We start from the raw sequence: 23,900 nt of genomic DNA on the forward strand, positions 1-23,900 counted from the left end.
CCCTACAAAAAAGGCGCCCCGCGGGGCGCCTTTTTTATTAGCCAGCAGCGCGCGACTGGCGCTTACGCTCGTGCGGGTCAAGGTAACGCTTGCGCAGGCGGATGGCCTTCGGCGTCACTTCAACCAGTTCATCATCGTCGATATAGGCGATCGCCTGTTCCAGCGACATCCGCACCGGCGGCGTCAGGCGAACGGCTTCATCGGTACCCGAAGCGCGGACGTTAGTCAGCTTCTTGCCTTTCAGCGGGTTCACTTCCAGATCGTTCTCGCGCGAATGCTCGCCGATGATCATGCCTTCATAGACCGCTTCCTGCCCGCCGATGAACAGCATACCGCGTTCCTCAAGGTTCCAAAGCGCATAGGGAACAGCAGTGCCGTTTTCCATGGAAATCAGAACGCCCTGGCGACGGCCCTCGATCGGGCCCTTGTGGGGTGCCCATTCGTGGAAGACGCGGTTCATGACACCCGTGCCGCGCGTGTCGGTCAGGAACTGACCGTGATAGCCGATCAGGCCGCGCGACGGGACATGCGCGATGATCCGGGTCTTGCCAGCGCCTGCGGGCTTCATCTCGGTCAGGTCGCCCTTGCGCGGGCCGGTCAGCTTCTCGATCACGGCGCCGGTGAATTCGTCATCCACGTCGATGGTGACTTCCTCGATCGGCTCCAGCCGCTGGCCGTTTTCTTCGCGGAACAGAACGCGCGGGCGAGAGATCGATAGCTCGAACCCTTCGCGGCGCATGTTCTCGATCAGAACGCCCATCTGGAGTTCGCCGCGGCCCGCCACGTCGAACGCTTCACCACCGGGAGTGTCGGTGATCTTGATGGCGACGTTGACCTCGGCTTCTTTCATCAGGCGGTCGCGAATGACGCGCGACTGAACCTTGTTGCCATCCTTGCCTGCCAGCGGCGAGTCGTTGATGCCGAAGGTGACGGAGATGGTCGGCGGGTCGATCGGCTGCGCCGGAATCGGCGTATCAACTTCGGGGGCGCAAAGCGTGTCGGCCACGGTCGCCTTGGCCATCCCGGCCAGCGTCACGATGTCGCCGGCTTCGCCCACGTCGATCGGGCTTTGCGACAGGCCGCGGAAGGCCAGGACCTTCGAAACGCGGAACTGCTCGATCCGCTCGCCGTCGCGCGAAAGCGCCTTCAGCGTGTCACCGGCCTTGACGGTGCCCGCCTCGACGCGGCCCGTCAGGATGCGCCCGATGAAGGGGTCGGCCGACAGCGTCGTGGCAAGCATCTGGAACGGCTCTTCCATGCGGGACAGCTGCTTGGGTGCCGGAACATGCTTGAGGATCAGGTCATACAGCGCCGACAGGTCCTTGCGCGGGCCGTCCAGTTCCATGTCCGCCCAGCCGGACCGCCCGGAGGCGTACATCGCGGGGAAGTCCAGCTGCTCGTCCGAAGCGCCGAGGTTGGCGAACAGGTCGAACACCTCGTCCAGTGCGCGGTCGGGCTCGGCATCGGGCTTGTCGACCTTGTTCAGAACGACGATCGGGCGCAGGCCAAGCGCCAACGCCTTCGAGGTCACGAATTTCGTTTGCGGCATCGGGCCTTCGGCAGCATCGACCAGCAGAACGACGCCGTCCACCATGCTCAGGATCCGCTCCACCTCGCCGCCGAAATCGGCGTGGCCGGGGGTGTCCACAATGTTGATGCGCGCGCCGCCCCATTCGAGCGAGGTGCATTTGGCAAGGATCGTGATCCCGCGCTCACGCTCGATGTCGTTGCTGTCCATCGCGCGCTCGGCCACGGCCTGGTTGTCGCGGAACGCGCCCGATTGCTTCAGAAGCTCATCCACCAATGTGGTTTTGCCATGGTCGACGTGCGCGATGATCGCGATGTTGCGGAGTTCCATCCGGGGATCCTTGTCTGCTGCCCCGTCGCGATACACGCAGCAGGCGGAAAATGCCAGCCCCTCAGTGCCCCCGCGCGGCCGCAAGTAGGCCGTGCCGCGCGGGATGGCGCCAGGCGATCAGCCGATCCCGATAAAGGACAGGATGGCGACGACGATGACGACAAGGCCAACGATATAAATGATGCTGTTCATGACGTTCCTCCGTTCCTGCGCCAGCTTCATGCGGCGCTCGCGGTTCAACGGCGGGAATTGGGGCGCGGTTCCCTCAGGCTTCGCGTTGCCATAGCCCGGGGTCCTGGTGAATGAAGCCGTCCCCTGCAACCCGCAGCATGGTGGAACGATCCGGTGTGCTGTAGTCGTAAAGCTCGCGGTCGCGTCGCCGGAAATGCTGCGGCCTTTCCGTCAGCTTCGTTTGGCCGATATCGAAATACGCGGCGGGAATCCCGACGGCAGAGGTGACGCAAATTGCCTCCTTGCGCATCAGAAGCACTGAGGTGGCAGGGGTGAAGCCCAGCGTCAGGTGGCGCAGGTGGCGCAAACCCATGCAAACACCGTCAAGCGTCCATCCCTGCGCCTCGCGCAGGATCAGGTGGGAAAAGCGGTCCTTGCCGCGACAGCCGTCGATCTGCGCCCAAAGCGCACCGTCCTGCGCAAGCTGCACCTGATAGCTGACCGTGACCTGATGATCCGGGGCAGCCGTGAACATGGCCATCCCTTCAAGCCGCAGGGAACCAGCCTCATCCGTCAGCACGGCCGCGTCGCGGCCGGGAATGTCGATGCGTTTCCATAATGCCGTGGCCATGGGGCTCCCCTCCTAGAAGGGTGTGGATAACCTGCGGAGGTGTCGGTTCCATGACGGACGATATGAAAAGGCCCGGGATTTCCCGGGCCTTCAAGATCAGGAGAGCGCCTTGTTCAGGTATTCGTCCACCTTTTCCAGGTAGCCCATCGTTGTCAGCCATTGCTGATCGGGGCCCACCAGAAGGGCGAGGTCCTTGGTCATGAACCCGTCCTCGACCGCCTGCACTGTAACCCTTTCCAGCGTGGTGGCAAAGGTCAGCAGCGCATCGTTGTTGTCCAGCTTGGCGCGGTGCTTCAGGCCGCCCGTCCACGCGAAGATCGACGCGATGGAGTTGGTGGAGGTTTCCTTGCCCTGCTGGTGCTGGCGATAGTGGCGCGTCACCGTGCCGTGCGCAGCCTCGGCTTCCACCGTTTTCCCATCGGGCGTCATCAGAACCGACGTCATCAGGCCGAGCGAGCCGAAGCCCTGCGCCACGGTGTCCGACTGAACGTCCCCGTCATAGTTCTTGCAGGCCCAGACATAGCCGCCCGACCATTTCATCGCCGAGGCGACCATGTCGTCGATCAGGCGGTGTTCGTAATGGATGCCGGCAGCCTTGAACTTGTCCGCGAACTCTTCGTCATAAACCTTCTGGAACAGGTCCTTGAAGCGGCCGTCATAGGCTTTCAGGATGGTGTTCTTGGTCGACAGGTAAACCGGCCAGCCCTTGACGAGGCCGTAGTTCATGGAAGCGCGGGCGAAGTCGATGATCGATTCGTCCAGGTTGTACATCGCCATGGTGACGCCGGAACCCGGTGCCTGGAACACTTCCTTTTCGATGGTTTCGCCGTCTGCGCCGACGAACTTGATCGACAGCTTGCCCTTGCCGGGGAAGCGGAAGTCGGTGGCGCGGTACTGGTCGCCAAAGGCGTGACGGCCCACGACGATCGGCTGGGTCCAGCCGGGCACCAGACGCGGAACGTTCTTGCAGATGATCGGCTCGCGGAAGATCACGCCGCCAAGGATGTTGCGGATCGTGCCGTTGGGCGAGCGCCACATCTGCTTCAGGCCGAACTCCTCGACCCGCGCCTCGTCGGGGGTGATGGTGGCGCATTTCACGCCCACGCCATATTCCTTGATCGCATGCGCGGCATCGATCGTGATCTGGTCGTTCGTGCGATCCCGCTCTTCGATGCCGAGGTCGTAATACTTCAGATCAACGTCGAGATAGGGAAGGATCAGCTTCTTCTTGATGAAGTCCCAGATGATCCGGGTCATCTCGTCGCCGTCGAGCTCGACGACAGGGTTGGCTACCTTGATCTTCGACATGAGTGTCCTCGGGTGGTTGCAGGATTCGGTGAAAGGTGTAGCGCGGGCGGCGAAGAAAGAAAAGTATGCAGATGTATACGGATCAGGTGAAGAATGGCAGTGCCTGCGCACGGACCCAGTGCCACACCGCCGGAAGGCCCCGTGCGATCTTCGTGCCGATGCGGCTGTCCAGCTGGCCCAGCGTCACGTCGTACTCGATCCACGAGCCGCCGCCATTGGCGATATTCTGCATGACCGGCTGAACCCGGTCCAGCGATTTGGCAAAAACGGCGTCCGGTGTCGTGTTTGCCTCGAATTCGTCCCACAGGGCCCGGAATTCGGCTGCCTGATCGGCGGGAAGCAGGCCGAAGATGCGCGAGGCGGCGGCGGCTTCGGCCGCCTGTTGCGCTTGCGAGGCATGGGCAGCACCGTTCTGCGAATGGATCGGGATATCGCCCGTGTCGATCTCCACCAGATCGTGCAGGATCAGCATTTTCAGCACGCGCGTGATGTTCACGCCGCTTGGTGCCTGATCGGCCAGCACAAGCGCGTATAGCGCAAGGTGCCAGCTGTGCTCGGCTGAGTTTTCGCACCGCGAGCCGTCGGTCAACCGGCTGGCCCGCAGCACGTTCTTCAGCCGGTCGGCCTCTTGCAGGAAAGAAAACTGCTGCGAGAGGCGGTCGGTCATCAACGGCTCGTTTCGCCCAGACGGCGCTTCACATAGCCGCTGACCGTGTCGATCATCGGCTTCATGTGTGCCTCGTCATCCTTGAAGAAGTGGTCCGCGCCCTCGATCACCTCATGCGTGACGGTGATGCCCTTCTGTTCGTGCAGCTTGTTCACAAGGCTGACCGTGTCCTTGGGCTGGGCCACGCGGTCCGCAGAACCGTTGACGATCAGGCCCGACGACGGGCAGGGCGCGAGGAACGAGAAATCGTACATGTTGGCGGGCGGAGAAACGGAAACAAAGCCCGTGATCTCGGGTCGGCGCATCAGAAGCTGCATCCCGATCCAGGCACCGAAGCTGAAGCCGGCGACCCAGCAGTGCTTGGCGTTCTGGTTCATGGATTGCAGGTAATCCAGCGCCGATGCCGCGTCCGAAAGCTCCCCCACGCCCTGATCGTATTCACCCTGGCTACGGCCCACGCCGCGGAAGTTGAACCGCAGGACGGTGAAGCCCAGATTGTAGAATGCGTAATGCAGGTTATAGACGACGCGGTTGTTCATCGATCCGCCAAACTGCGGATGCGGATGCAGCACGATCGCTATCGGCGCGTCACGTTCCTTTTGGGGGTGATAGCGGCCTTCCAGGCGGCCTTCGGGGCCGGCGAAAATCACTTCGGGCATGCTGCGCCTTCTTGCTTGAGCGGGGTGCCGACCGTACGGCGATAACTTAGAACGATTCCAAAAGGGCTTGACATCTGCCTCCCTTCAGGCTGGAAAGCAGTTAAGCGGCCCTGCGGCCAAGGTCAATCTATCTGGACGATGCACACATGAAACTCTCGACCAAAGGGCGGTATGCAATGGTGGCGCTGGCGGACCTGGCGCTGCAACAGGGGGACGCGCTGGTGTCGCTGGGCGAGGTGTCGAAACGGCAGGACATCTCGCTTCCTTACTTGGAACAGCTGTTCGTCAAGCTGCGCCGGGCAGGTCTTGTGGAAGCCGTGCGCGGCCCGGGCGGCGGATACCGTCTTGCCCGCAGCCCCGATTCAATCCGGGTGAGCGAGATCATGGAAGCGGTGGATGAGCATGTAAATGCCATGCATACCGGGGCCGGTGCATCCGGCGGGGTTTCGGGCAGCCGCGCGCAATCCATGACCAACCGCCTGTGGGAAGGGCTTGCGGCACATGTCTATGTGTTCCTGCACCAGACGCGGCTTTCCGACGTGGTGGGCAACGGGATCAAGCCCTGTGCGGCGGTCCCGGCCCTGTTCCGCGTGGTGGTCGAGGATTGAGCGGCCGGACCGGAGGCTGATATGGATCGGGTCTATCTTGACTGGAATGCCACGACCCCGCTGAGGGTAGAGGCGCGGGATGCGATGATCGCCGCGATGGACGTGGCGGGCAATCCGTCCTCGGTCCATGCCGAGGGGCGCGCGGCCAAGGCGCTGGTCGAAAAGGCGCGGTCGCAGGTGACAACGGCGCTTGGTGCGGACGGGGCGGATGTTGTCTTCGTTTCCAGCGCGACCGAGGCTGCGGCGCTGGCTTGCGCGGGGCGCGGCCTTTCCTGTTCAGACGTGGAGCATGAGGCGGTCTCTGCCTGGTGCGACGCTTCGCTGGAAACAGGGATGGACGGGCTGGTGCGGGTGACCGATCCGGCACGCACCGCGCTGCAATTTGCCAATTCTGAAACCGGCATCATTCAGCCGTTGCCCGAGGGGCTGGCCGTTTGCGATCTGACCCAGGGCTTCGGGAAGGTGCCGCTGGCGTTCAACTGGCTTGGTTGCGACATGGGGCTGGTTTCGGCCCACAAGCTGGGCGGGCCGAAAGGCGTGGGCGCGCTGGTGATCCGGCGCGGGCTTGACGTGGCGGCACAGCTGAAAGGTGGGGGGCAGGAAATGGGCCGCCGTGCGGGAACCGAGAACGTGATCGGCATCGCCGGTTTTGGCGCTGCGGCCGAGGCTGCGGCCCACGATCTGACCGACGGGGCGTGGGATCGTGTCGCGGAAATTAGAAACATTCTTGAAAACGCGTTGTGCGACGCCGGTAATGTGACTATTTCAGTCGGCAAGGATGCCACGCGGTTGCCGAACACGCTTTGCCTCGTCACGCCCGGATGGAAGGGCGAAACGCAGGTCATGCAGATGGATCTGGCCGGTTTTGCCGTTTCGGCGGGATCGGCATGTTCCAGCGGAAAGGTCCGGCAAAGCCGGGTGCTGCGGGCGATGGGGTTCGATGAGGTTGCTGCGTCTTCGGCGCTGCGCGTCTCGCTCGGCCCGGATGTGACAAAAGATCAGGCTTTGCGGTTTGCGGAAGCCTGGACCAAGGCGCGGGCGCGGCATCTGTCGCGCGCCGCGTGAAGGAGAGAAAGATGGCTTTGGAAGATACGCTCCCCGAGATCGAAGTGCGCGAAGGCGTCGACCGCGAGACGATCGAAACCGTGCAGGCCATGGCCGGCAAGTACAAGCACGGCTGGGAAACCGAGATCGAGATGGAGTTCGCGCCGAAAGGCCTGAACGAGGAGATCGTGCGCCTGATCTCGGCCAAGAATGGCGAGCCGGAGTGGATGACCGAATGGCGCCTTGCCGCCTACCGCCGCTGGCTGGAGATGACCGAGCCGCGTTGGGCCATGCTGAACTATCCGGAAATCGACTATCAGGACCTGTATTATTACGCCAAGCCGAAAAGCATGGAAGTGAAGCCGAAGTCGCTGGACGAGGTCGATCCCAAGCTTCTGGCCACCTATGAGAAGCTGGGCATCCCGCTGAAAGAGCAGGCGCTGCTTGCCGGTGTTGAAGGTGCGGACGCACCGCAGCGGGTTGCCGTTGACGCCGTGTTCGACTCCGTTTCCGTGGGCACCACCTTCAAGGCCGAACTGGCCAAGGCGGGGGTGATCTTCTGTTCGATCAGCGAGGCGATCCGCGAGTATCCGGAGCTGGTGAAGAAATACCTCGGCACCGTGGTGCCGCAGTCGGACAACTATTTCGCGACGCTGAACTCGGCCGTCTTCTCGGACGGCTCGTTCGTGTACATTCCCGAAGGCGTCCGCTGCCCGATGGAGCTGTCGACCTATTTCCGCATCAACGCGGAAAATACGGGGCAGTTCGAACGTACGCTGATCGTGGCCGAAAAAGGCTCCTATGTCAGCTATCTCGAAGGCTGCACGGCACCCAAGCGCGATACGAACCAGCTGCACGCTGCCGTGGTGGAAATCGTTGTGCTGGAAGATGCCGAGGTGAAATATTCTACCGTCCAGAACTGGTTCCCGGGCGACGAGGAAGGCAAGGGCGGCATCTACAACTTCGTGACCAAGCGCGCCGATTGCCGGGGCGACCGTGCGAAGGTGATGTGGACGCAGGTGGAAACGGGTTCCGCGATCACGTGGAAGTATCCTTCCTGCATCCTGCGCGGCAATGAAAGCCAGGGCGAGTTCTATTCCATCGCCATCGCCAACAATGCCCAGCAGGCCGATACCGGCACCAAGATGATCCATCTTGGCAAAAACACCCGTTCGCGCATCGTGTCGAAAGGCATCTCGGCCGGGAGGGCGCAGAACACCTATCGGGGGCAGGTCACCATGCACCCGCGTGCGACCGACAGCCGGAACTATACCCAGTGCGACAGCCTTCTGATCGGCGATCAGTGCGGTGCGCACACGGTTCCCTACATCGAGGTGAAGAACAACTCGTCCCGCGTGGAGCATGAGGCGACGACGTCCAAGGTGGACGACGATCAGCTGTTCTATTGCCGGTCGCGCGGGATGGACGAAGAGGAGGCCGTTGCGCTGGTCGTGAACGGTTTCTGCAAGGAAGTGCTTCAGGCGCTTCCGATGGAATTTGCGATGGAGGCTCAGGCGCTGGTCGCCATCAGCCTCGAAGGCTCTGTGGGCTAAGGACAAGAATATGCTTAAGATCAACAACTTGCACGTTAAACTTGAAGAAGAGGAGAAGGTCATTCTCCGCGGCGTCGACCTGGAGGTCGAGGCCGGCAAGGTGCACGCGATCATGGGGCCCAACGGCTCGGGCAAGTCCACGCTGTCCTATGTTCTGTCGGGCCGCGACGGTTACGAGGTGACGGACGGTTCCGCGACGCTGGAAGGCGAGGAACTGCTGGAGATGGAGCCGGAAGAGCGCGCCGCGGCGGGCCTGTTCCTTGCTTTCCAGTATCCGGTCGAGATCCCCGGCGTCGGCAACATGACCTTCCTGCGCACCGCCCTGAACGCTCAGCGCAAGGCGCGCGGTGAAGAGGAGATCTCTGCCGGTGACTTCCTGAAGCTGGTGCGCGAGAAGGCCGCCTCGCTGAAGATCGATGCCGACATGATGAAGCGTCCGGTCAACGTGGGCTTCTCTGGCGGGGAAAAGAAGCGCAACGAGATCCTGCAGATGGCGCTTCTGGAACCCAAGATGTGCATCCTGGACGAGACGGACTCGGGCCTTGACGTCGACGCGATGAAGCTGGTTTCCGAGGGCGTGAACGCCCTGCGCGACGAGGGCCGCGCGTTTCTGGTGATCACCCACTACCAGCGTCTGCTTGACCACATCCGCCCTGATGTGGTGCACATCATGGCCAATGGCCGCATCGTGAAGACGGGCGGCCCGGAACTGGCGCTCGAGGTCGAGAAGAACGGCTATGCCGACATCCTGTCGGAGGTGGAGGCATGACGCTTCCGCAAGCGAAACTGGACCAGCTTTCGGCCCGGATCGCGGGCCTTCATTTCCCCTCGACCGGCTGGCAGGGCAAGGCGCGTGGCGCCGCGTTGGAGCGGTTGAGCGCGATGGGCCTGCCGGTCCGGCGCGACGAATACTGGCGTTATACCGATCCGGCAAAACTGGTCGCCCCGCAGCCGCAGGCTGAAGTCTGGGGCGGGGAGGTTGCATTCGACGAGATCGACGCGCTGAAGGTTGTGTTCGTGGACGGCATGTTCGATGCCGAGGCTTCGGATGACCTGACGATGTCGGGTGTGGAAATCTCGCGCCTTGCAGAGGCGGTTACGGACCTGCACTGGGCCGCGGAAATTTATGGCGAGCTTGAGACGAAGGGCCAGTACCCGGCGCAACGTCCCTTTGCGGCGCTTGGGTCTGCCTTCGCCACCGATGGCCTTCTGATCCGTGTGACGGGCAAGGCTGACCGTCCGGTTGCGGTGATTTATCGTTCGAGTTCCAACACTTCCGATGTGAACCTTCACCACTGCGTGAAGGTTGAGGAAGGGGCGGAAATCACGCTGCTGGAAAGTGGTGACGCCGCAGCCCGCCTGCTGACGGTGATGGAAGTCGATGTCGCCAAGGGCGCGCGGTTCCATCATGTCCGGGCGCAGGGCCGCAGCCACCAGCGCATCGTGAACACCCACGTCTTTGCGCGGATCGCAGAGGAAGCGACGTTCAAATCCTTCACCGCATCCATCAATGGTGTGATGACACGGAACGAAGCGGTGCTGGATATCGTGGGCGATGATGCCGTGGCGCATGTCGCTGGTGCATCAGTGGGTGACGGGTCGGACTTCCACAACGACGACACCGTCTTCATCACTCATGCGGCGGAACGGTGTGAAAGCCGTCAGGTTTACAAGAAGGTCCTGAAGAACGGCGCCACGGGTGTGTTCCAGGGTAAGATCCTGGTGAAGCCGGGCGCACAGAAGACCGACGGCTATCAGATCAGCCAAAGCCTTCTGCTGGACGGCGACAGCCAGTTCCTGGCAAAGCCGGAACTGGAAATCTATGCCGATGACGTGAAATGCTCGCACGGCTCCACCTCGGGCGCGATCGACGAAACGGCACTGTTCTACCTCCGCTCGCGCGGGGTGCCGGAGCGTCGGGCCCAGTCGCTGCTGGTTCTGGCCTTTCTTGCCGAGGCGCTGGCCGAGATCGAGGAAGAGGCGCTGGCCGAGGATCTGCGCCTGCGTCTTGAAAACTGGCTGGACCGGCACGAGGGCTGATGATGTCCGGTAGACTGCTCTCGCTCATCATGCTTTCGGTGCGGGAGCCCCGGGTTGGCATGCGCACGGTTCTGGATCTTTCGTTGCAGCGGGGCGAGCGTATTTCGCTTTTCCTGCTGGCGGCGATCCTGCCGACGCTGCTGATCTTTGTTGCCTTCAGCCTGTCGCCTGCTTCCGAAGAAGTGGCAGGCTTTCCGATAAGTCCGATGCCGCTGCTGGTGGCGCAGGCCGGGGCGCTGCTGATGATGTCGGCGGTGACCTTCTGGATCGGGCGCTGGCGGGGCGGCACGGGCAGCTTCGCAAACAGCATCATCACGCTGTCATGGCTTCAGATCGTGATGGTGGCGGCGCAGGTGGCGTTTTTGGTGCTGGAACTTGCGCTTCCGTTCGTTGCTGCGATCGTCGGCATTCTGGCGCTGATGCTGATGCTTTGGCTGGTCGTGAACTTCGTGGCAGAGCTTCACGGCTTCCAGTCGCTTGGCCTTGTTTTCGTGGGCGTCATCGGCACGCTTTTCGTGCTGTCCTTTGTGCTGGCCTTTCTGTCTTCCATCCTGCTGGGGATATGACCAATGTATGATGTCGAGGCGGTCCGCCGCGATTTCCCGATCCTGTCGCGGCAGGTGAACGGCAAGCCGCTGGTTTATCTGGACAACGGCGCCTCGGCGCAGAAGCCGCAGGCGGTGATCGATGCGATCACCAACGCCTATTCGATGGAATATGCGAACGTTCATCGCGGCCTGCACCACCTGTCGAACCTTGCAACGGACCGGTACGAGGCGGTGCGCAGCAAGGTTGCGCACTTTCTGAACGTTTCCGATCCCGAGGAGATCGTTCACACCAGCGGATCGACCGCAGGCATCAACCTTGTGTCCTATGGCTGGGCTGCGCCGCGGCTTCAGCCAGGGGATGAGATTGTTCTGACCGTTCTTGAACATCACGCCAACATCGTTCCGTGGCATTTCCTGCGTGAACGTCAGGGCGTGGTTCTGAAATGGGTGGAGTGTGACGCCAAGGGTGACATCGATCCACAGGCCGTGATCGACGCCATCGGTCCGCGCACGAAGCTGGTAGCTGTTACGCATATGTCCAACGTGACGGGAACCGTTCTGGACGTGGCGGCCATCTGCGCGGGTGCACGGCAGAAAGGTGTTCCGGTGCTGGTGGACGGATCGCAAGCCGCGGTTCACATGCCGGTGGATGTTTCCGCCATCGGCTGCGATTTTTATACTATCACCGGTCATAAGCTGTACGGACCCAGCGGTTCAGGCGCGATCTTCATCCGGCGCGACCGGATGGAAGAGATGCGCCCCTTCATGGGCGGTGGCGATATGATCGACACCGTCACACGCGACACCGTCACCTATGCCAAGCCGCCCATGCGGTTCGAAGCTGGCACGCCGGGCATCGTGCCCCAGATCGGGTTTGGTGCGGCGCTGGATTACCTGACTGCACTTGGTATGGAAAACGTGGCGGCGCATGAACGGCGCCTTCGCGATGCGGCGCGTGCCAAGCTGGGCGGCCTCAACTGGCTGAACGTGCAGGGCGATTCGGATACGAAGGGGGCGATCTTCTCGTTCACGCTGAACGGGTCGGCCCATGCGCATGACATCTCGACCATCCTTGATCAGCGCGGGATCGCCGTTCGGGCGGGAACGCATTGCGCGCTGCCTTTGATGCAGCATCTTGGCGTCAGCGCGACCTGCCGCGCAAGCTTCGGTCTTTACAACACCGAGGCGGAGGTGGACACGCTGGTTTCAGCACTGGAGCTTTGCCACGAGCTCTTCGGCTAGAACGGCGCTTGCCACCGCCGTTCCCGCCTGCTAGAGACCTGCGCAGGCACCCATAGCTCAGCTGGATAGAGCGCTGCCCTCCGAAGGCAGAGGTCTGAGGTTCGAATCCTCATGGGTGCGCCATATATCATTGATGTTTCCTGAATCGTCTGGCCTGACGCGCACAAGATGGCTCATTTTCGGGCATCCATCGCGGCCCGTGCAGTCGCTTGGTGGTTCGGGCAATGATGGCCGTAGGTGGATTCGATGGTCTCCACGGACACGCCGAAGAACCCTGCCACGTCCCATGTCCGGGCCCTGCGCGGCAGCGCCCGAGTGATGGCGGTATGCCGCAGGGTGTGTGGCGTCACGTCCGGCATTCCTGCTTCATCGCGGATGGCAATCCAGCCTGTCTTGATGTCGCCAACCTGCTGCCCCTGATACTGGACCGCGTACCCTTCGCATGCCACCGACGGGCGTGTGCCAGCAATCGATCAGGCAGGCGGCTGGCGCTTCTTGGAGCCGCGCTCCATGCTGCCTCGGCGATAGAGCAGGCCTTTCTTCACGTCGATCCCTCCACCCACCGTGTTCGGGGCGAAGCGCATCCGCAGGATCGCGTCTTTTCGGGTGCCGGTATAGCTCGATGGGGATGAACCGCACCAGCTTCCTGCGGGCGCTGCGATAGGCAGCCCAAAGTAGGCGGGCAGCCTCGCCCTGCGTCAGCCAGCGTTTCCTTCGCCGCCGGCTTCTCGGGAAGAGTCAGCGGCGGGGCGCTAGCCTTCCGCATGTCATAATGCAAGGCCGCCCGGAGGGTGCCCAGTTCCCGCCGAACGGTGGCCGGCGACACCGGAACAACCTTGCCATTAACCTTCCGCGCGCGGTTCTTGCTCTATTGGCGGCACGTCTCGCCCTTCACCGCTGACACTGGCAGTTTTTCCCATTAGGGCAGCAGAGCCGAGATAGCATAGGCAATCCGCGCCGGATCCTTCACTGTGACGGCATGCTCTTGGCCGTAGAGGGTCAGGACTTCCCCGACCGTGACTGCATCGGCAGCACGGGGGCCTTGTGGCCGGTCCCGCGTGGCGCGACGCGCTTTTCAGCATCTCCACAGTCTGCCGTGCCTGTCGCGACCTCTGGGCGTCCAGTGTCTCGGATGACCCAATTGGCGCGGGATTTGTGCCAGTGGAGGCGAGGGTCTTTGGCGCGCTCTGCCATGCTTTGATCAGCTCCTAGAACAACGCGTCGCTCCGGGCTACAGGATGATGCCTCGACCTTTTTCAGCCGCAGTTAGCCCACGAAGGCCGACTGGAACACGTACGTGTGTTCTGAGGAACCGGGCCCGCCTGTCGTGCGATGTTCCCACATACGCCGTTTCGGCAGAGGAGAAATGTGATGAGCTCGACAAACGACAAACTGAACGCGGCCGGCAACAAGCTGGCGGGCAGTGCAAAAGACGCGGCTGGCAAGGCGACGGACAACCAGGAACTGCAAGGCGAAGGCAAAGCCCAGAAGGCCAAGGGTTCGGTTCAGGACGCCGTCGGAGATGTCAAAGGCAAGCTGGGTAAATAAGGCCTGAGTAGGACGGCTGTCCGACGCAGAGTCTTCCAAGAAGCGGTCTCGCGCGAGGCCGCTTCTCTTTATGTGAAGGCCGCGGAGGCTGGAGGATGAGACCCGGCGGCTGAAGCGCATGTTCGCGGATCTCAGCATGCAGGCCGATCTGCTCAAGGAAGCGCTTGGAAAAAAGTGACCCGGCCAACTCAACGCCGGGAGTTGGCCGCGAAGGCGGTGGCGACGAAGGGGATCAGCATAGCGCTGGCCTGCCGGACGTTCGGCGTCAGCGAGAGAGCGCTACAACCGCACCGTCCGCCACGAATGGCTCGACCTCTACATCTTCGACACCATCGCGGAGGCACAGAGCATCGCAACCGACTGGCTATGGACTTACAACAACAAGCGACCGAACATGGGCATCGGCGGCATCACACCCGCACAGAAACTGAAAAATGGCTGCCTGAGTTCTACGGCCAAATCCCGTGAAAACGGAGAGGATTACCCCCCCCCCCCCCCCCCACTGCGACGATCTGGGCCGAAGGCGGTGACGATGCGATCATCGGGGATACGCGCCGCATCGTGCTCATCTGCCGCGCTACCACCGTGGCCGCGGTGAAGGCGGCAATCACCGGGGGTGGACGTTCTGGTTTGAGGCAGACCGGACACGCTGTTGTTCGACCTGTGACGCCGATTTGACGATGATAGGGCCGACAGCATTTGACCCGAAATAGCAGCTTGCATCTACATTTCTGGTAGGTTTCTCTCACCAGAAACCATCTGGTTTCTTCGGGAGGGGACTTGCGTGTCTATCGGGATATTTGTGCATGTGTTCTACGAGGATGTCTTTCCTAGGATCGTCGACCACATCCGAAAGATACCCGAGGAGACTGCCGTTTATGTGTCGACAACTCACCAGAATGACATAAAATACATATCTTCTATCTGTCCGGAAGCGGAGATTCGGACGTTCGATAACAGGGGGCGAGATATCTGGCCGAAGGTCTGGGGGTTCTCCGACAAGTATGCCCTCCATGACATCGTGCTCCATCTTCATACGAAGAAGTCAGTTCATAGCGGACAATTCAGAAATTGGCTGGATGATATTCTGAGCAGCCTCTTGAGCGACTCCGAGTCCATATCCGAGCTCGTCGAGCGCCTTCGGTGTGGAGACGCTTCGATGATTTGCCCGCCCGTCCACAAAAAGCATCTCAAGAGCCAGAGATGGCGGAACAACATCACCTACGGGAAGGCCCTGGCGGATATGATGGCGCTCGATGTCACGTTCAATCAGGAGACGTTCGATTTCCCGGTTGGAAGTATGTTCTGGGCGCGGTCCGAGATCCTCATGCCATTAGTGAACCTATCTCTCCCTCAAACCTATTTTCCGGATGAAGCCGGGCAGACGGATGGCACTCCCGCACATGCAATCGAGCGGCTCTACGGTGTGCTCGCGTCGAGATCCGGAGACGGCATCCAGTTTCTGGATCATTGATACAATCCCAAAAGGGACAAATGGAAGGCATCAATGCCGATTTTCACGGCTGATAAGAAGCTGTGGTAGTTTGCGCATGTGCCGAAATGTGCGGGTACAAGCGTCGAAGATCACCTTGCAGCTAGGTTCGGAAAGCTTGCGTTCTTAGACAGGAAGTTCCATGCGAAGAAGCGTGGAACATGGATCGGGTCCTCCCCGCAAACGCTGAGGGGGTAAGAACGTACACATGATCTTCATGACCGCCACAGCAAAAGCCGTCGCCGATTTCTTCTCGGTCATGGACCGGGAGGGCCGGGGGATGAAGTATCATATGAGCAAGGTGATATTCTTCATGGGTCTTGTCCTGGTTCTGCCGCAGAACACGCTCATGTTGCCCACCTATCGGCAGATTACGGCCTGATCGGCACACTCCCTATTCTGACACGGATCTTTGCCATCATCTACCTGTGGAAGCGCCCGCCGCCCGAGCCGCATTCGTCGCCCATGGAAACGGTTAAGGAAAATGCCAAGCTGATCCCGTTCGTTCTGGAGGAAATCCGGCAGGTCGTACGGGAAAACAAGGAACATCGCCGCCACCTTGATCAGCAAGAGCGGCGTCTTGACCATATCGAGGAACGCTCCGAGCGGCTTGGCGAAGTCATCAAGGCCCGCCCGGAGCGTTGAGGCATCCGCAACTCCTCCACAGCGATACTGCCGGCGTCAGTGAGCGCCTGCTCCCTAATCCAATTCAGGAGATATACCGATGGCTACTCGTTTTCAGAATTATGCGATGGGCGTGACAGCTCCCGCTCTCGGAGCTGTTGCCATCACCCCGTCCGATAGCGTCGATCTGGCCGAAGGGGTCTGCGCGGTCACCCTTGGAGGTGCGGGAACGCTAAGCTTCATCGGCACGGGCGGGACCACCTATACAACCGGCATGCTTCCCGTAGGCACGTACAGTTTGTTCGCCCGCCGCATCCTCGCGACCGGCACCACGGCCACCGACATCACGGGCTGGATCTGATGCTGGGGCTTGGGATCAGTCTGGGGCTGGCCGCGCCTATGCTGGCAGGCCCTGCCGCGTCAAAGCCTGTCCTCACCGTCACCAACGGGCAGATCACCCCATTTAGCCGTGACGGCGTGCATTACGTCGAGGTGCTGTGGCAGCAATCGGGCGGTTTTACGTTGAGCCGAAACGTGACGTGGCACAACCGCGCCCTTGGCGCTGGCGGGGCGAACGGCGGGCGGCAATCCGCGTCCGACTATGTTCCCGGCGGCGGCGGGGCCGGTGGGCTTCTGATGGCCTTGGGAGCGCCCTTTGCTGCCGGAGATTATACGGTGGAAATCGGCGCGGGAGCGCCTGCGAACAATGTCAACGGCGGTGGTTCCAACGGGTCCGATAGCCGTCTTATCACGCCTTCCGAAACGCTTGTCGCAATCGGTGGCGGGCGTGGCGCATCAGCGGGTGTCGGAAACACGTTGGGCCAGCTTGGCGGCTCGGGTGGCGGTGGTCGCGGTGGCGCGGCAAGCCAAGTGAACGGCGCCGGCGAGGGTACAGCGGGGCAGGGTTATGCCGGATCGGCTGGGTATCGGGTTGACGATCTTTCCCGAGCATCCGGGGCAGGCGGTGGCGCTGGTTCTGCGGGCGGTCCCGCGTCTGCCAACACGGGCGGAACGGGTGGCGCGGGCCGTCTGCTGACGTGGATTGCAACACCGCGTGAAGTGTGCCGGGGCGGCGATGGCATGAATGCCTCAGCTTCGGGGAGCAGTCCTAACGAAACCTGGGGCAACGGCGCGAAGGGTGCGATCAGCGGGATCGCAGGCAAAGGTGGTGACGGCTTCATGTTCCTCGTCGTTCGTGCGGATGAAGTTCAAGTAAAGGCAAGCGCATGATCTACGTTGCGAAAGTCGAAAAGGGGCAGGTCACACAAGTCATGGTCATGCCGGATGCCCATGAACCGGGAGAGGGAGAAGTCCTGATCGGGCCGGAAAACACCGTTGGCATTGGCTGGGCCTATGACGGAGCGCAGTTCCTGCCGCCCGAGGTGGAGGAGGAAGGGGAGCTTCCGCCCGACACCGCCTGATCTGATCCATCCCACCCCAACCGCCCCGCCTCGTGCGGGCTTTTTTTATGTCTGGACACATCATGCAGACGAATGAGGCAGGCGTTGCCCTGATCAAGAACTCCGAAGGGCTGGGGCTGGAAGCCTATCCCGATCCCGCCCATGGCTGGAGCGTGCCGACGATCGGCTATGGCCACACCAGCGCCGCTGGTGCGCCCAAGGTCACGCGCTGCATGGTCATCACCGCAGAAGAAGCCGATGCCATCCTACGGCGCGATCTGGGCCAGTACGAGCGGGCGGTGGAGGAGGCGCTGACTGTGCCTCTGACGGCCAACCAATTCTCGGCGTTGATCGGCTTCACGTTCAACCTTGGCGCGGGCAACCTCCGCTCCTCCACCCTGCTGCGGCGAACGGCACTTTCACCCTGCACATCGAGGATGCGGTGCAGGTGAACTCGGCCTTCGTTCTTTACGTGCTGACCGTCGTCTGGTCGCGTATCGCCTCCAAGCGTCCGGACGGCAAAACCTGATGATCGGGCTGGAGTGGATCCTCGGCGGGATCGTGGCAACGCTGGCCGCGGTCGTCGCCGCGCACCGGCGCGGGAAGGCTGCGGAGCGGAAACAGGAACCGGACAAGGTCGCGCTCGGCTATGTCGACACGAGGAGACGGACGGATGATGCGGATATTGTGGGCGATGATCCTGCCGCTGCTCGCAACTGGCTGCGCAACCGCGATCCAGACCAGCGGTGATGCGATGATGCGACACGGGCGGACCGGGCGGTGCATGCCGCGGCGCTGGCCGATGAAGGCAGCGATCGGGTGGTTCGCACGGGGCAGGCGCTGATCGCGCGGATCAATGCGGCGTGCGGAGGGTCAGCACCGAGTAGCCGCGAATAAGCGTGCAAAACACTAACTATGAAGTCGCCTCCGCCTGCAACGGCGGGGCGTCGGCTACGTCAACAGCGCGCCGTATATAAAGATGTCTGATGATCGCGAGTAAACGTTGACGATAAAGTGAGCGCGCCGTTATTCAGGTCGTGTTGGCGTCTTATCACTGATGGCTTTCGGTACCTGCGGAGTAAATCTTGATCTCGATACGGTACGTTCTCGCTGGTTACACCCCGAAGTTTCTGAAGTCTCCGGTGTACAAGCGGCTCTACAAAGATATCGGCGCTGATTACCACCTTGATGGCTTGGACTTCGTGGGGAGGAGAGTCCTGATTGTTGGGCCAGCGAAGACGGTCCACGACGAACTGAAAGCCATCGACGTTTCGGGATATGACATCGTCGTTCGAATGAACAACGGGCTGTTCTCCGAATTCAAGGATTCATCGGGCGTACCGCTTGGGTGTAATGTACTCTTTCATAGCTTGACCCATGATCTGCGAAAGGTAACGCCGAATGATCTTCGTCGGGCGGGGGTCAAACTGGTGGTCCATCGTACCCCCAAGCGAAGCGCATTTCTATCAACCCTTCTCGCGGAGCGTGATCTCAAGCGGATAGCCCAAGTGAAGATCATCAAGCCCGAACGGTATGATGAACTTGCTGCGCGGTTGGGCAGCTTTTCACCGACCACCGGCTTGGTGTGCGCGTCGTTCTTTCTGGGTGCGCCTGTTTCCGAGGTGGCGATCGTCGGGTTCACCTTCTTCAGCACGAAATATGTGCAGGGATATGATGCGGCCGTCACGTCTGATGCGATCGCGTTGGAGCGCGTCGTCTCGGCTGGCCATCATTCACCTTATGCAGAAGCGGCGCTTTTCCATGAGCTTGTCGAGCGGGCGCGGGCAGAGGGCAGAAACGTTGTTCTAGGGCGGCAAGTCGAGGAGAGCGTGGCAAGGCTGGCGCGGGTGGTGTAGCCATTTCGGCGTCCGCCCCTATCTGCGCAGCATGTGGATCCGCCGGTGCATCAATCTTGATGAATCCGACACTCGAGACGACGACTGGGTCGTCGCGCATGATGGAGAGGATGTGGGCCGCATCTACTCTCCAAGAAGGACGACATGGCTCGTGGGTACCTGCTTCCCGTACTGATCGGCCGACACTCTGAAGAGGCGTTGGAAGAGTGCCAGAGTACTTCAGATGGGCTATCCTGATGGTCGGTTGGACGTATGCTCTTAGCAACTGAAGGGCCTGAAGGTCATTAAGCTTCATGGGTTTCTGGGGGCGCCCCAGAAACACCGTAGTTTCCGGCGTCTGGACCGGGCCGGAATAGGCAACCGTCGGCGATCATACGGGGAACAAAACGAATAGAACTGCCCTCCAAAGCCAGAGGTCTGAATCCTCATGGCTGCGCCATTTCAAGCCTGTCATCCTGCATCTGCACCTGGCCTGTTTCGCACAGGGCGATCACATGCGCGTTCACGTTGTGGCGTGCCGCGGGACGCAGGCCAGGGGCGATGCGCGCGTAGAGGCTGTTCACGATCCCGTCCAGCGTGGAAGGGCCTTGCGACAGAAGGCGAAGGATGGATGCTTCACGGGCCTGCCTGTGGGCGCGCAGGGTGGCAAGGCGCTTCGCGGGATCCTCGATCGGGTCGCCGTGGCCGGACAGGAAGCGTTGCCACGGACGCGTCTCCAGCTTTGCAAGCGATTCCATGTAGTCGCGCAGCCGTCCGCGCGGCGGGATGATCGCCGTGGAAGCCCACCCCATGACATGATCGGCCGTCAGGCAGATGTTACCTGCGGCGAAGCAAAGATGATCATCGGAATGGCCCGGGGTATGGATCGCCTCCAGTTGCCAGGAAGTGCTTTCAAGGATTTGCCCGTCTTGCAGCGCGATGTCGGGGCGGATCGCGGAACTGGGGCTATCATATCCGCACAGGGGCGCGCCCGTCGCAGCCTTCAGCCCGGGAACAAGCATCGAATGGTCCTTGTGGTCGTGGCTCAGCAGGATATGGGTGATCCGTTCGCCCTTTGTCGCTTCCAGAATGGCTGCCAGATGGGCCGGATCGTCGGGGCCGGGATCAAGGACGGCAACCTCTCCCTCGCCGATGATATAGGTGTTCGTCCCCCGGAAGGTCATGGCGGACGGGTTGGGTGCAAGCAGGCAGCGTATCTGTGTCATGATGCGCATCATATACGCCGGGGCGGGGGATTGAACCTTTGCCTGCGCCCGTTACTGTCACGGCATGGCCATATCCCGCATCCCCTTGCCCCGAAGCCTTTCCGGCCGCGCCGCGCTGATCCTGATCGTCCCCATCCTGACGATCCAGCTCGTGTTCTCGTTGCAGTTCATCCAGCGGCATTACGAAGGCGTGACCGAGCAGATGTCCCGCGGGCTGGAGATCGAGCTGAGCTATCTTCTGAACACCTACGATGCCGATCCGGCCGAGGCGCAGCGGGTCGCCGACGGATTGCAGTTCAAGCTGGTGGCACCGGCAGAGTGGGAGATCCAGGCCGACCGGCGGGACTTCTGGGATCTGTCGGGGCGCGTCATCATCAGCACGCTGCGCAACGGGTTGCCGCTGACTGCGGTGGATCTGCAGCATGACAACCGCGCCGTGCGCCTGCTGATGCAGACGTCGCGCGGGCCGATCAACGTGGAGGTCGACCGGCGGCGCGTTTCCGCGTCCAATCCCCACCAGTTGCTGGTGCTGATGATCGTCACCTCCGTGCTGATGACGGTGATCGCCTTTCTGTTTCTTGCAAACCAGCTGCGTCCCATCGCCAAGCTGGCTCGCGCCGCCGAGGCCTTCGGGAAGGGGCGCAACATCCCGTATCGGCCGCGCGGCGCGTTGGAGGTTCGGGCAGCGGGAACCGCTTTTCTGGAAATGCGCAACCGGATCGAAAGGTTCATCGAGCAGCGCACGCTGATGCTTTCGGGAATCAGCCATGATCTGCGCACGCCCTTGACGCGCATGAAGCTGGAGCTGGCCATGATGGACGAGGCGGAAGCGGCGGATCTGCTGCGCGACGTGCAGGAGATGGAGCGGCTGGTTGACGAGTTTCTGGCCTTCAGCCGCGGTGATGCGACCGAGGAGGTGGCGCATGTGGACGCGGGCGAGTTGGTGCATCAGGTGGTCGCGAATGCGCAGCGCATGGGCCAGTCCGTGCAGACGGGGGGCATCGCCGGCGATGCGGTGGTACCGCTGCGCCCGCAGGCGGTTTCGCGTGCATTGGAGAATCTGGTGAACAACGCGGTTCGCTATGGCACCTCGGCGCGTGTCAGCCTGATCGCCACGCCGGCCAATATCCGATTTGTGGTGGAGGATGACGGTCCCGGCATCCCGAAAGAGATGCGAGAGGAGGCCCTGACCCCGTTTTCACGCCTCGGGAAGGAGAGGGATCCCAATCGCGGCGGGGGCGTGGGGCTTGGGTTGTCGATCGCCGCGGATATCGCGCATAGCCACGGCGGAAAGCTTCGCCTGCTGGAAAGTGAGGACATGGGCGGGCTGCGGGCCGAGATCGTACTGGCGCGCTGAGCCGGGTGCCCTTGCGGGTGGCGGCAGGCATGACTAAGACTCGGGCAACACCGGGGGAATGTTCCCAACGCATGCGAAGGGCAGGGCAGATGAAAGATCCGATCGACACATACATGAACACGCTTGTCCCCATGGTCGTCGAGCAGACGAGCCGTGGCGAGCGTGCCTATGACATCTTCTCGCGCATGCTGAAGGAGCGGATCATCTTCCTGTCGGGCCCCGTCCATGACGGCATGTCCAGCCTTATCTGTGCCCAGCTTCTGTTCCTGGAGGCGGAAAACCCGTCCAAGGAAATCAGCATGTATATCAACAGCCCCGGCGGTGTCGTCACCTCTGGCCTGTCGATCTATGACACGATGCAGTACATCAAGCCCAAGGTCTCCACACTGGTGATTGGGCAGGCCGCATCCATGGGCAGCCTGCTGCTGACGGCCGGTGAAAAGGGCATGCGCTTCAGCCTGCCCAACAGCCGCGTCATGGTGCACCAGCCTTCGGGCGGGTATCAGGGGCAGGCGACGGATATCATGATCCATGCCCGCGAAACCGAAAAACTCAAGCGCCGCCTGAACGAAATCTACGTCCGTCACACGGGTAATGACTACGAAACGGTTGAAGCCGCGCTTGAACGTGACAATTTCATGTCTGCAGAAGATGCAAAAGCCTGGGGCCTGATCGACGAGACCGTCGAAAGCCGCGGGAAAGCTGAACCGGCAACCTGACGGTTTTGCGATTGTGGAGGCCGGGCGACTGGCCTACATTGAACCCTTAATGTTCCGGCCCCCTTGCTGGGCCGGGGGCTTCCCAGAGGACAACGATGGCGAACACGACCGGCGGCGACAGCAAGAACACCCTCTACTGCTCGTTCTGCGGAAAGAGCCAGCACGAGGTTCGCAAGCTTATTGCAGGTCCGACCGTATTCATCTGCGATGAATGCGTCGAACTGTGCATGGATATCATCCGCGAAGAAACAAAGACGACAGGCCTGAAGACCGCAGGCGGGGTTCCCACCCCGAGCGAGATCTGCAAGGTTCTGGACGACTATGTTATCGGGCAGGTCCATGCCAAGCGCGTTCTGTCTGTCGCTGTCCACAACCACTACAAGCGGCTGAACCATTCGTCGAAGACGGATATCGAACTGTCGAAGTCGAACATCCTGCTGATCGGCCCCACGGGTTGCGGCAAGACGCTGCTGGCCCAGACGCTGGCCCGCATCCTTGATGTTCCGTTCACGATGGCCGATGCGACCACGCTGACGGAAGCCGGGTACGTGGGCGAGGATGTGGAGAACATCATCCTCAAGCTGCTGCAGGCGTCGGAATACAACGTCGAACGTGCGCAGCGCGGCATCGTCTATATCGACGAGGTCGACAAGATCACCCGCAAGTCCGACAACCCGTCCATCACCCGCGACGTGTCGGGCGAAGGGGTGCAGCAGGCGCTGCTGAAAATCATGGAAGGCACCGTTGCCTCCGTGCCCCCGCAGGGCGGGCGCAAGCATCCGCAGCAGGAATTTCTGCAGGTTGATACGACGAACATCCTGTTCATCTGCGGCGGTGCGTTCGCGGGCCTCGACAAGATCATCGCGCAGCGTGGCAAGGGTTCGGGCATCGGCTTTGGTGCTGACGTCAAGGATCCCGATGGCCGCAGCGTGGGCGAGCTGTTCTCGGAACTGGAGCCGGAAGATCTGCTGAAGTTCGGCCTGATCCCGGAATTCGTTGGCCGTCTGCCGGTTCTGGCAACGCTGACGGATCTGGATGAAGACGCACTTGTCACGATCCTGACCGCGCCGAAGAACGCGCTGGTCAAGCAGTATCAGCGCCTGTTCGACATCGAGGGCACGCAGCTGACCTTCACGGATGATGCGCTGACCGCCATCGCCAAGCGCGCGATCAAGCGCAAGACCGGCGCCCGCGGCCTTCGGTCGATCATGGAAGATATCCTGCTGGACACCATGTTCGAACTTCCGAGCATGGATGGCGTGGCCGAGGTTGTGGTGAACGAAGAAGCCGTGACCAAGGGCAGCAAGCCGCTGATAGTGCACAGTGAAAAGAAAGAGCCGGCTTCGGCAGGCTGACGCGTTTGTGCGGGG

Annotated in this window: 27 protein-coding genes, 1 tRNA gene and 1 pseudogene; 22 read left to right on the forward strand and 7 right to left on the reverse strand. The window is 61.6% G+C overall.

The genetic code is table 11. The features are described 5' to 3' along the window. Positions 1–37: 37 nt before the first annotated feature. From typA to JX25_RS04685, 5 genes are all read right to left on the reverse strand, one after another. Positions 38–1,858, reverse strand: coding sequence for a translational GTPase TypA (gene typA, locus JX25_RS04665; RefSeq protein ID WP_128253914.1), 1,821 nt, complete (start codon positions 1,856–1,858; stop codon positions 38–40). A 265-nt stretch (positions 1,859–2,123) separates the two neighbouring features. Next, positions 2,124–2,660: a putative glycolipid-binding domain-containing protein gene (locus tag JX25_RS04670; RefSeq protein WP_128253915.1), complete on the reverse strand. Its 537-nt coding sequence runs from the start codon at positions 2,658–2,660 to the stop codon at positions 2,124–2,126. A gap of 96 nt (positions 2,661–2,756) precedes the next feature. Beyond that, positions 2,757–3,968 carry an NADP-dependent isocitrate dehydrogenase gene (locus JX25_RS04675; protein WP_128253916.1) on the reverse strand — a complete coding sequence of 404 codons (1,212 nt, stop codon included), beginning with the start codon at positions 3,966–3,968 and terminating at the stop codon, positions 2,757–2,759. An 82-nt stretch (positions 3,969–4,050) separates the two neighbouring features. Next, entirely contained in the window at positions 4,051–4,635 is a 585-nt protein-coding gene (locus JX25_RS04680; protein WP_128253917.1) for an HD domain-containing protein, read from the reverse strand. Next, positions 4,635–5,294 carry an alpha/beta hydrolase gene (locus JX25_RS04685; RefSeq protein ID WP_128253918.1) on the reverse strand — a complete coding sequence of 220 codons (660 nt, stop codon included), beginning with the start codon at positions 5,292–5,294 and terminating at the stop codon, positions 4,635–4,637. The genes JX25_RS04680 and JX25_RS04685 overlap by 1 nt, the downstream gene beginning before the upstream one ends. A gap of 146 nt (positions 5,295–5,440) precedes the next feature. On the opposite strand from JX25_RS04685, the gene iscR reads away from it, so the two are divergent. The 8 genes from iscR (at position 5,441) to JX25_RS04725 (ending at position 12,452) form a co-directional block, all read left to right on the forward strand. Beyond that, positions 5,441–5,902 (forward strand): Fe-S cluster assembly transcriptional regulator IscR, encoded by a 462-nt coding sequence (gene iscR, locus JX25_RS04690; RefSeq protein ID WP_128253919.1) that lies wholly within the window; start codon positions 5,441–5,443, stop codon positions 5,900–5,902. 21 nt (positions 5,903–5,923) lie between these two features. Beyond that, entirely contained in the window at positions 5,924–6,967 is a 1,044-nt protein-coding gene (locus tag JX25_RS04695; protein WP_128253920.1) for a cysteine desulfurase family protein, read from the forward strand. Positions 6,968–6,978: 11 nt separating this feature from the next. Beyond that, positions 6,979–8,499, forward strand: a complete 1,521-nt coding sequence (gene sufB / locus JX25_RS04700; protein WP_128253921.1) for a Fe-S cluster assembly protein SufB — start codon at positions 6,979–6,981, stop codon at positions 8,497–8,499. A 10-nt stretch (positions 8,500–8,509) separates the two neighbouring features. After that, complete coding sequence (gene sufC / locus JX25_RS04705; protein ID WP_128253922.1) at positions 8,510–9,268, forward strand: Fe-S cluster assembly ATPase SufC; 759 nt, start codon at positions 8,510–8,512, stop codon at positions 9,266–9,268. After that, positions 9,265–10,539: a Fe-S cluster assembly protein SufD gene (gene sufD / locus JX25_RS04710; RefSeq protein ID WP_128253923.1), complete on the forward strand. Its 1,275-nt coding sequence runs from the start codon at positions 9,265–9,267 to the stop codon at positions 10,537–10,539. The genes sufC and sufD overlap by 4 nt, the downstream gene beginning before the upstream one ends. 59 nt (positions 10,540–10,598) lie before the next feature. Further along, positions 10,599–11,105 (forward strand): Yip1 family protein, encoded by a 507-nt coding sequence (locus JX25_RS04715; protein WP_164876055.1) that lies wholly within the window; start codon positions 10,599–10,601, stop codon positions 11,103–11,105. A gap of 3 nt (positions 11,106–11,108) precedes the next feature. Next, positions 11,109–12,329 (forward strand): cysteine desulfurase, encoded by a 1,221-nt coding sequence (locus JX25_RS04720; protein WP_128253925.1) that lies wholly within the window; start codon positions 11,109–11,111, stop codon positions 12,327–12,329. A 46-nt stretch (positions 12,330–12,375) separates the two neighbouring features. Next, positions 12,376–12,452: transfer RNA gene (locus tag JX25_RS04725), tRNA-Arg, on the forward strand. Between the two features lie 50 nt (positions 12,453–12,502). On the opposite strand, the gene JX25_RS14760 is transcribed toward JX25_RS04725, so the two are convergent. After that, the gene (locus JX25_RS14760; protein WP_164876056.1) at positions 12,503–12,679 is read right to left on the reverse strand and encodes a site-specific integrase; all 177 of its coding nucleotides are present in this window, start codon (positions 12,677–12,679) and stop codon (positions 12,503–12,505) included. Positions 12,680–13,700: 1,021 nt separating this feature from the next. On the opposite strand from JX25_RS14760, the gene JX25_RS04730 reads away from it, so the two are divergent. The 11 genes and pseudogenes from JX25_RS04730 to JX25_RS04775 all read left to right on the forward strand — a co-directional run bounded on the left by JX25_RS04730 (position 13,701) and on the right by JX25_RS04775 (position 19,249). Beyond that, positions 13,701–13,877 carry a CsbD family protein gene (locus tag JX25_RS04730; RefSeq protein ID WP_128253926.1) on the forward strand — a complete coding sequence of 59 codons (177 nt, stop codon included), beginning with the start codon at positions 13,701–13,703 and terminating at the stop codon, positions 13,875–13,877. Between the two features lie 82 nt (positions 13,878–13,959). Further along, positions 13,960–14,310 (forward strand): annotated as a pseudogene (locus JX25_RS04735) (integrase core domain-containing protein); the annotation flags it as partial. Between the two features lie 351 nt (positions 14,311–14,661). After that, entirely contained in the window at positions 14,662–15,351 is a 690-nt protein-coding gene (locus JX25_RS04740; protein WP_164876057.1) for a rhamnan synthesis F family protein, read from the forward strand. Between the two features lie 226 nt (positions 15,352–15,577). Then, complete coding sequence (locus tag JX25_RS14765) at positions 15,578–15,751, forward strand: hypothetical protein (RefSeq protein ID WP_164876058.1); 174 nt, start codon at positions 15,578–15,580, stop codon at positions 15,749–15,751. Positions 15,752–15,834: 83 nt separating this feature from the next. Beyond that, entirely contained in the window at positions 15,835–16,014 is a 180-nt protein-coding gene (locus JX25_RS04745; RefSeq protein ID WP_128253928.1) for a hypothetical protein, read from the forward strand. A gap of 79 nt (positions 16,015–16,093) precedes the next feature. Then, the gene (locus JX25_RS04750) at positions 16,094–16,354 is read left to right on the forward strand and encodes a spike base protein, RCAP_Rcc01079 family (RefSeq protein ID WP_128253929.1); all 261 of its coding nucleotides are present in this window, start codon (positions 16,094–16,096) and stop codon (positions 16,352–16,354) included. After that, positions 16,354–17,223 carry a glycine-rich domain-containing protein gene (locus JX25_RS04755; protein WP_128253930.1) on the forward strand — a complete coding sequence of 290 codons (870 nt, stop codon included), beginning with the start codon at positions 16,354–16,356 and terminating at the stop codon, positions 17,221–17,223. The genes JX25_RS04750 and JX25_RS04755 overlap by 1 nt, the downstream gene beginning before the upstream one ends. Next, positions 17,220–17,414, forward strand: coding sequence for a hypothetical protein (locus tag JX25_RS04760; protein ID WP_128253931.1), 195 nt, complete (start codon positions 17,220–17,222; stop codon positions 17,412–17,414). The genes JX25_RS04755 and JX25_RS04760 overlap by 4 nt, the downstream gene beginning before the upstream one ends. A gap of 62 nt (positions 17,415–17,476) precedes the next feature. Then, a complete protein-coding gene (locus JX25_RS04765; RefSeq protein WP_164876059.1) occupies positions 17,477–17,845 on the forward strand; it encodes a lysozyme in 369 nt (122 codons plus the stop codon). A gap of 76 nt (positions 17,846–17,921) precedes the next feature. After that, complete coding sequence (locus tag JX25_RS04770; protein WP_128253933.1) at positions 17,922–18,143, forward strand: hypothetical protein; 222 nt, start codon at positions 17,922–17,924, stop codon at positions 18,141–18,143. 335 nt (positions 18,144–18,478) lie between these two features. Beyond that, entirely contained in the window at positions 18,479–19,249 is a 771-nt protein-coding gene (locus tag JX25_RS04775; protein ID WP_128253934.1) for a hypothetical protein, read from the forward strand. A 425-nt stretch (positions 19,250–19,674) separates the two neighbouring features. Here JX25_RS04775 and JX25_RS04780 read toward each other — a convergent pair whose 3' ends face one another. Then, positions 19,675–20,454: an MBL fold metallo-hydrolase gene (locus JX25_RS04780; RefSeq protein ID WP_164876060.1), complete on the reverse strand. Its 780-nt coding sequence runs from the start codon at positions 20,452–20,454 to the stop codon at positions 19,675–19,677. 64 nt (positions 20,455–20,518) lie between these two features. On the opposite strand from JX25_RS04780, the gene JX25_RS04785 reads away from it, so the two are divergent. The 3 genes from JX25_RS04785 to clpX all read left to right on the forward strand — a co-directional run bounded on the left by JX25_RS04785 (position 20,519) and on the right by clpX (position 23,885). Beyond that, positions 20,519–21,811 carry an ATP-binding protein gene (locus JX25_RS04785; RefSeq protein WP_128253936.1) on the forward strand — a complete coding sequence of 431 codons (1,293 nt, stop codon included), beginning with the start codon at positions 20,519–20,521 and terminating at the stop codon, positions 21,809–21,811. An 89-nt stretch (positions 21,812–21,900) separates the two neighbouring features. Next, a complete protein-coding gene (locus JX25_RS04790; protein ID WP_128253937.1) occupies positions 21,901–22,530 on the forward strand; it encodes an ATP-dependent Clp protease proteolytic subunit in 630 nt (209 codons plus the stop codon). Between the two features lie 95 nt (positions 22,531–22,625). After that, positions 22,626–23,885: an ATP-dependent Clp protease ATP-binding subunit ClpX gene (gene clpX, locus JX25_RS04795; protein WP_128253938.1), complete on the forward strand. Its 1,260-nt coding sequence runs from the start codon at positions 22,626–22,628 to the stop codon at positions 23,883–23,885. The last annotated feature ends 15 nt before the right edge of the window (positions 23,886–23,900 follow it).

This window comes from Falsirhodobacter deserti (assembly GCF_004015795.1).
Taxonomy (GTDB): Bacteria; Pseudomonadota; Alphaproteobacteria; order Rhodobacterales; family Rhodobacteraceae; genus Falsirhodobacter; species Falsirhodobacter deserti.

Bases quoted from the DNA above. Each gene is read 5' to 3' on its own strand.
- typA (WP_128253914.1), bottom strand. From the start codon at position 1,858: ATGGAACTCCGCAACATCGCGATCATCGCGCACGTCGACCATGGCAAA.
- JX25_RS04670 (WP_128253915.1), bottom strand. From the start codon at position 2,660: ATGGCCACGGCATTATGGAAACGCATCGACATTCCCGGCCGCGACGCG.
- JX25_RS04675 (WP_128253916.1), bottom strand. From the start codon at position 3,968: ATGTCGAAGATCAAGGTAGCCAACCCTGTCGTCGAGCTCGACGGCGAC.
- JX25_RS04680 (WP_128253917.1), bottom strand. From the start codon at position 4,635: ATGACCGACCGCCTCTCGCAGCAGTTTTCTTTCCTGCAAGAGGCCGAC.
- JX25_RS04685 (WP_128253918.1), bottom strand. From the start codon at position 5,294: ATGCCCGAAGTGATTTTCGCCGGCCCCGAAGGCCGCCTGGAAGGCCGC.
- iscR (WP_128253919.1), top strand. From the start codon at position 5,441: ATGAAACTCTCGACCAAAGGGCGGTATGCAATGGTGGCGCTGGCGGAC.
- JX25_RS04695 (WP_128253920.1), top strand. From the start codon at position 5,924: ATGGATCGGGTCTATCTTGACTGGAATGCCACGACCCCGCTGAGGGTA.
- sufB (WP_128253921.1), top strand. From the start codon at position 6,979: ATGGCTTTGGAAGATACGCTCCCCGAGATCGAAGTGCGCGAAGGCGTC.
- sufC (WP_128253922.1), top strand. From the start codon at position 8,510: ATGCTTAAGATCAACAACTTGCACGTTAAACTTGAAGAAGAGGAGAAG.
- sufD (WP_128253923.1), top strand. From the start codon at position 9,265: ATGACGCTTCCGCAAGCGAAACTGGACCAGCTTTCGGCCCGGATCGCG.
- JX25_RS04715 (WP_164876055.1), top strand. From the start codon at position 10,599: ATGCGCACGGTTCTGGATCTTTCGTTGCAGCGGGGCGAGCGTATTTCG.
- JX25_RS04720 (WP_128253925.1), top strand. From the start codon at position 11,109: ATGTATGATGTCGAGGCGGTCCGCCGCGATTTCCCGATCCTGTCGCGG.
- JX25_RS04730 (WP_128253926.1), top strand. From the start codon at position 13,701: ATGAGCTCGACAAACGACAAACTGAACGCGGCCGGCAACAAGCTGGCG.
- JX25_RS14765 (WP_164876058.1), top strand. From the start codon at position 15,578: ATGATCTTCATGACCGCCACAGCAAAAGCCGTCGCCGATTTCTTCTCG.
- JX25_RS04745 (WP_128253928.1), top strand. From the start codon at position 15,835: ATGGAAACGGTTAAGGAAAATGCCAAGCTGATCCCGTTCGTTCTGGAG.
- JX25_RS04750 (WP_128253929.1), top strand. From the start codon at position 16,094: ATGGCTACTCGTTTTCAGAATTATGCGATGGGCGTGACAGCTCCCGCT.
- JX25_RS04755 (WP_128253930.1), top strand. From the start codon at position 16,354: ATGCTGGGGCTTGGGATCAGTCTGGGGCTGGCCGCGCCTATGCTGGCA.
- JX25_RS04760 (WP_128253931.1), top strand. From the start codon at position 17,220: ATGATCTACGTTGCGAAAGTCGAAAAGGGGCAGGTCACACAAGTCATG.
- JX25_RS04765 (WP_164876059.1), top strand. From the start codon at position 17,477: ATGCAGACGAATGAGGCAGGCGTTGCCCTGATCAAGAACTCCGAAGGG.
- JX25_RS04770 (WP_128253933.1), top strand. From the start codon at position 17,922: ATGATCGGGCTGGAGTGGATCCTCGGCGGGATCGTGGCAACGCTGGCC.
- JX25_RS04780 (WP_164876060.1), bottom strand. From the start codon at position 20,454: ATGACACAGATACGCTGCCTGCTTGCACCCAACCCGTCCGCCATGACC.
- JX25_RS04785 (WP_128253936.1), top strand. From the start codon at position 20,519: ATGGCCATATCCCGCATCCCCTTGCCCCGAAGCCTTTCCGGCCGCGCC.
- JX25_RS04790 (WP_128253937.1), top strand. From the start codon at position 21,901: ATGAAAGATCCGATCGACACATACATGAACACGCTTGTCCCCATGGTC.
- clpX (WP_128253938.1), top strand. From the start codon at position 22,626: ATGGCGAACACGACCGGCGGCGACAGCAAGAACACCCTCTACTGCTCG.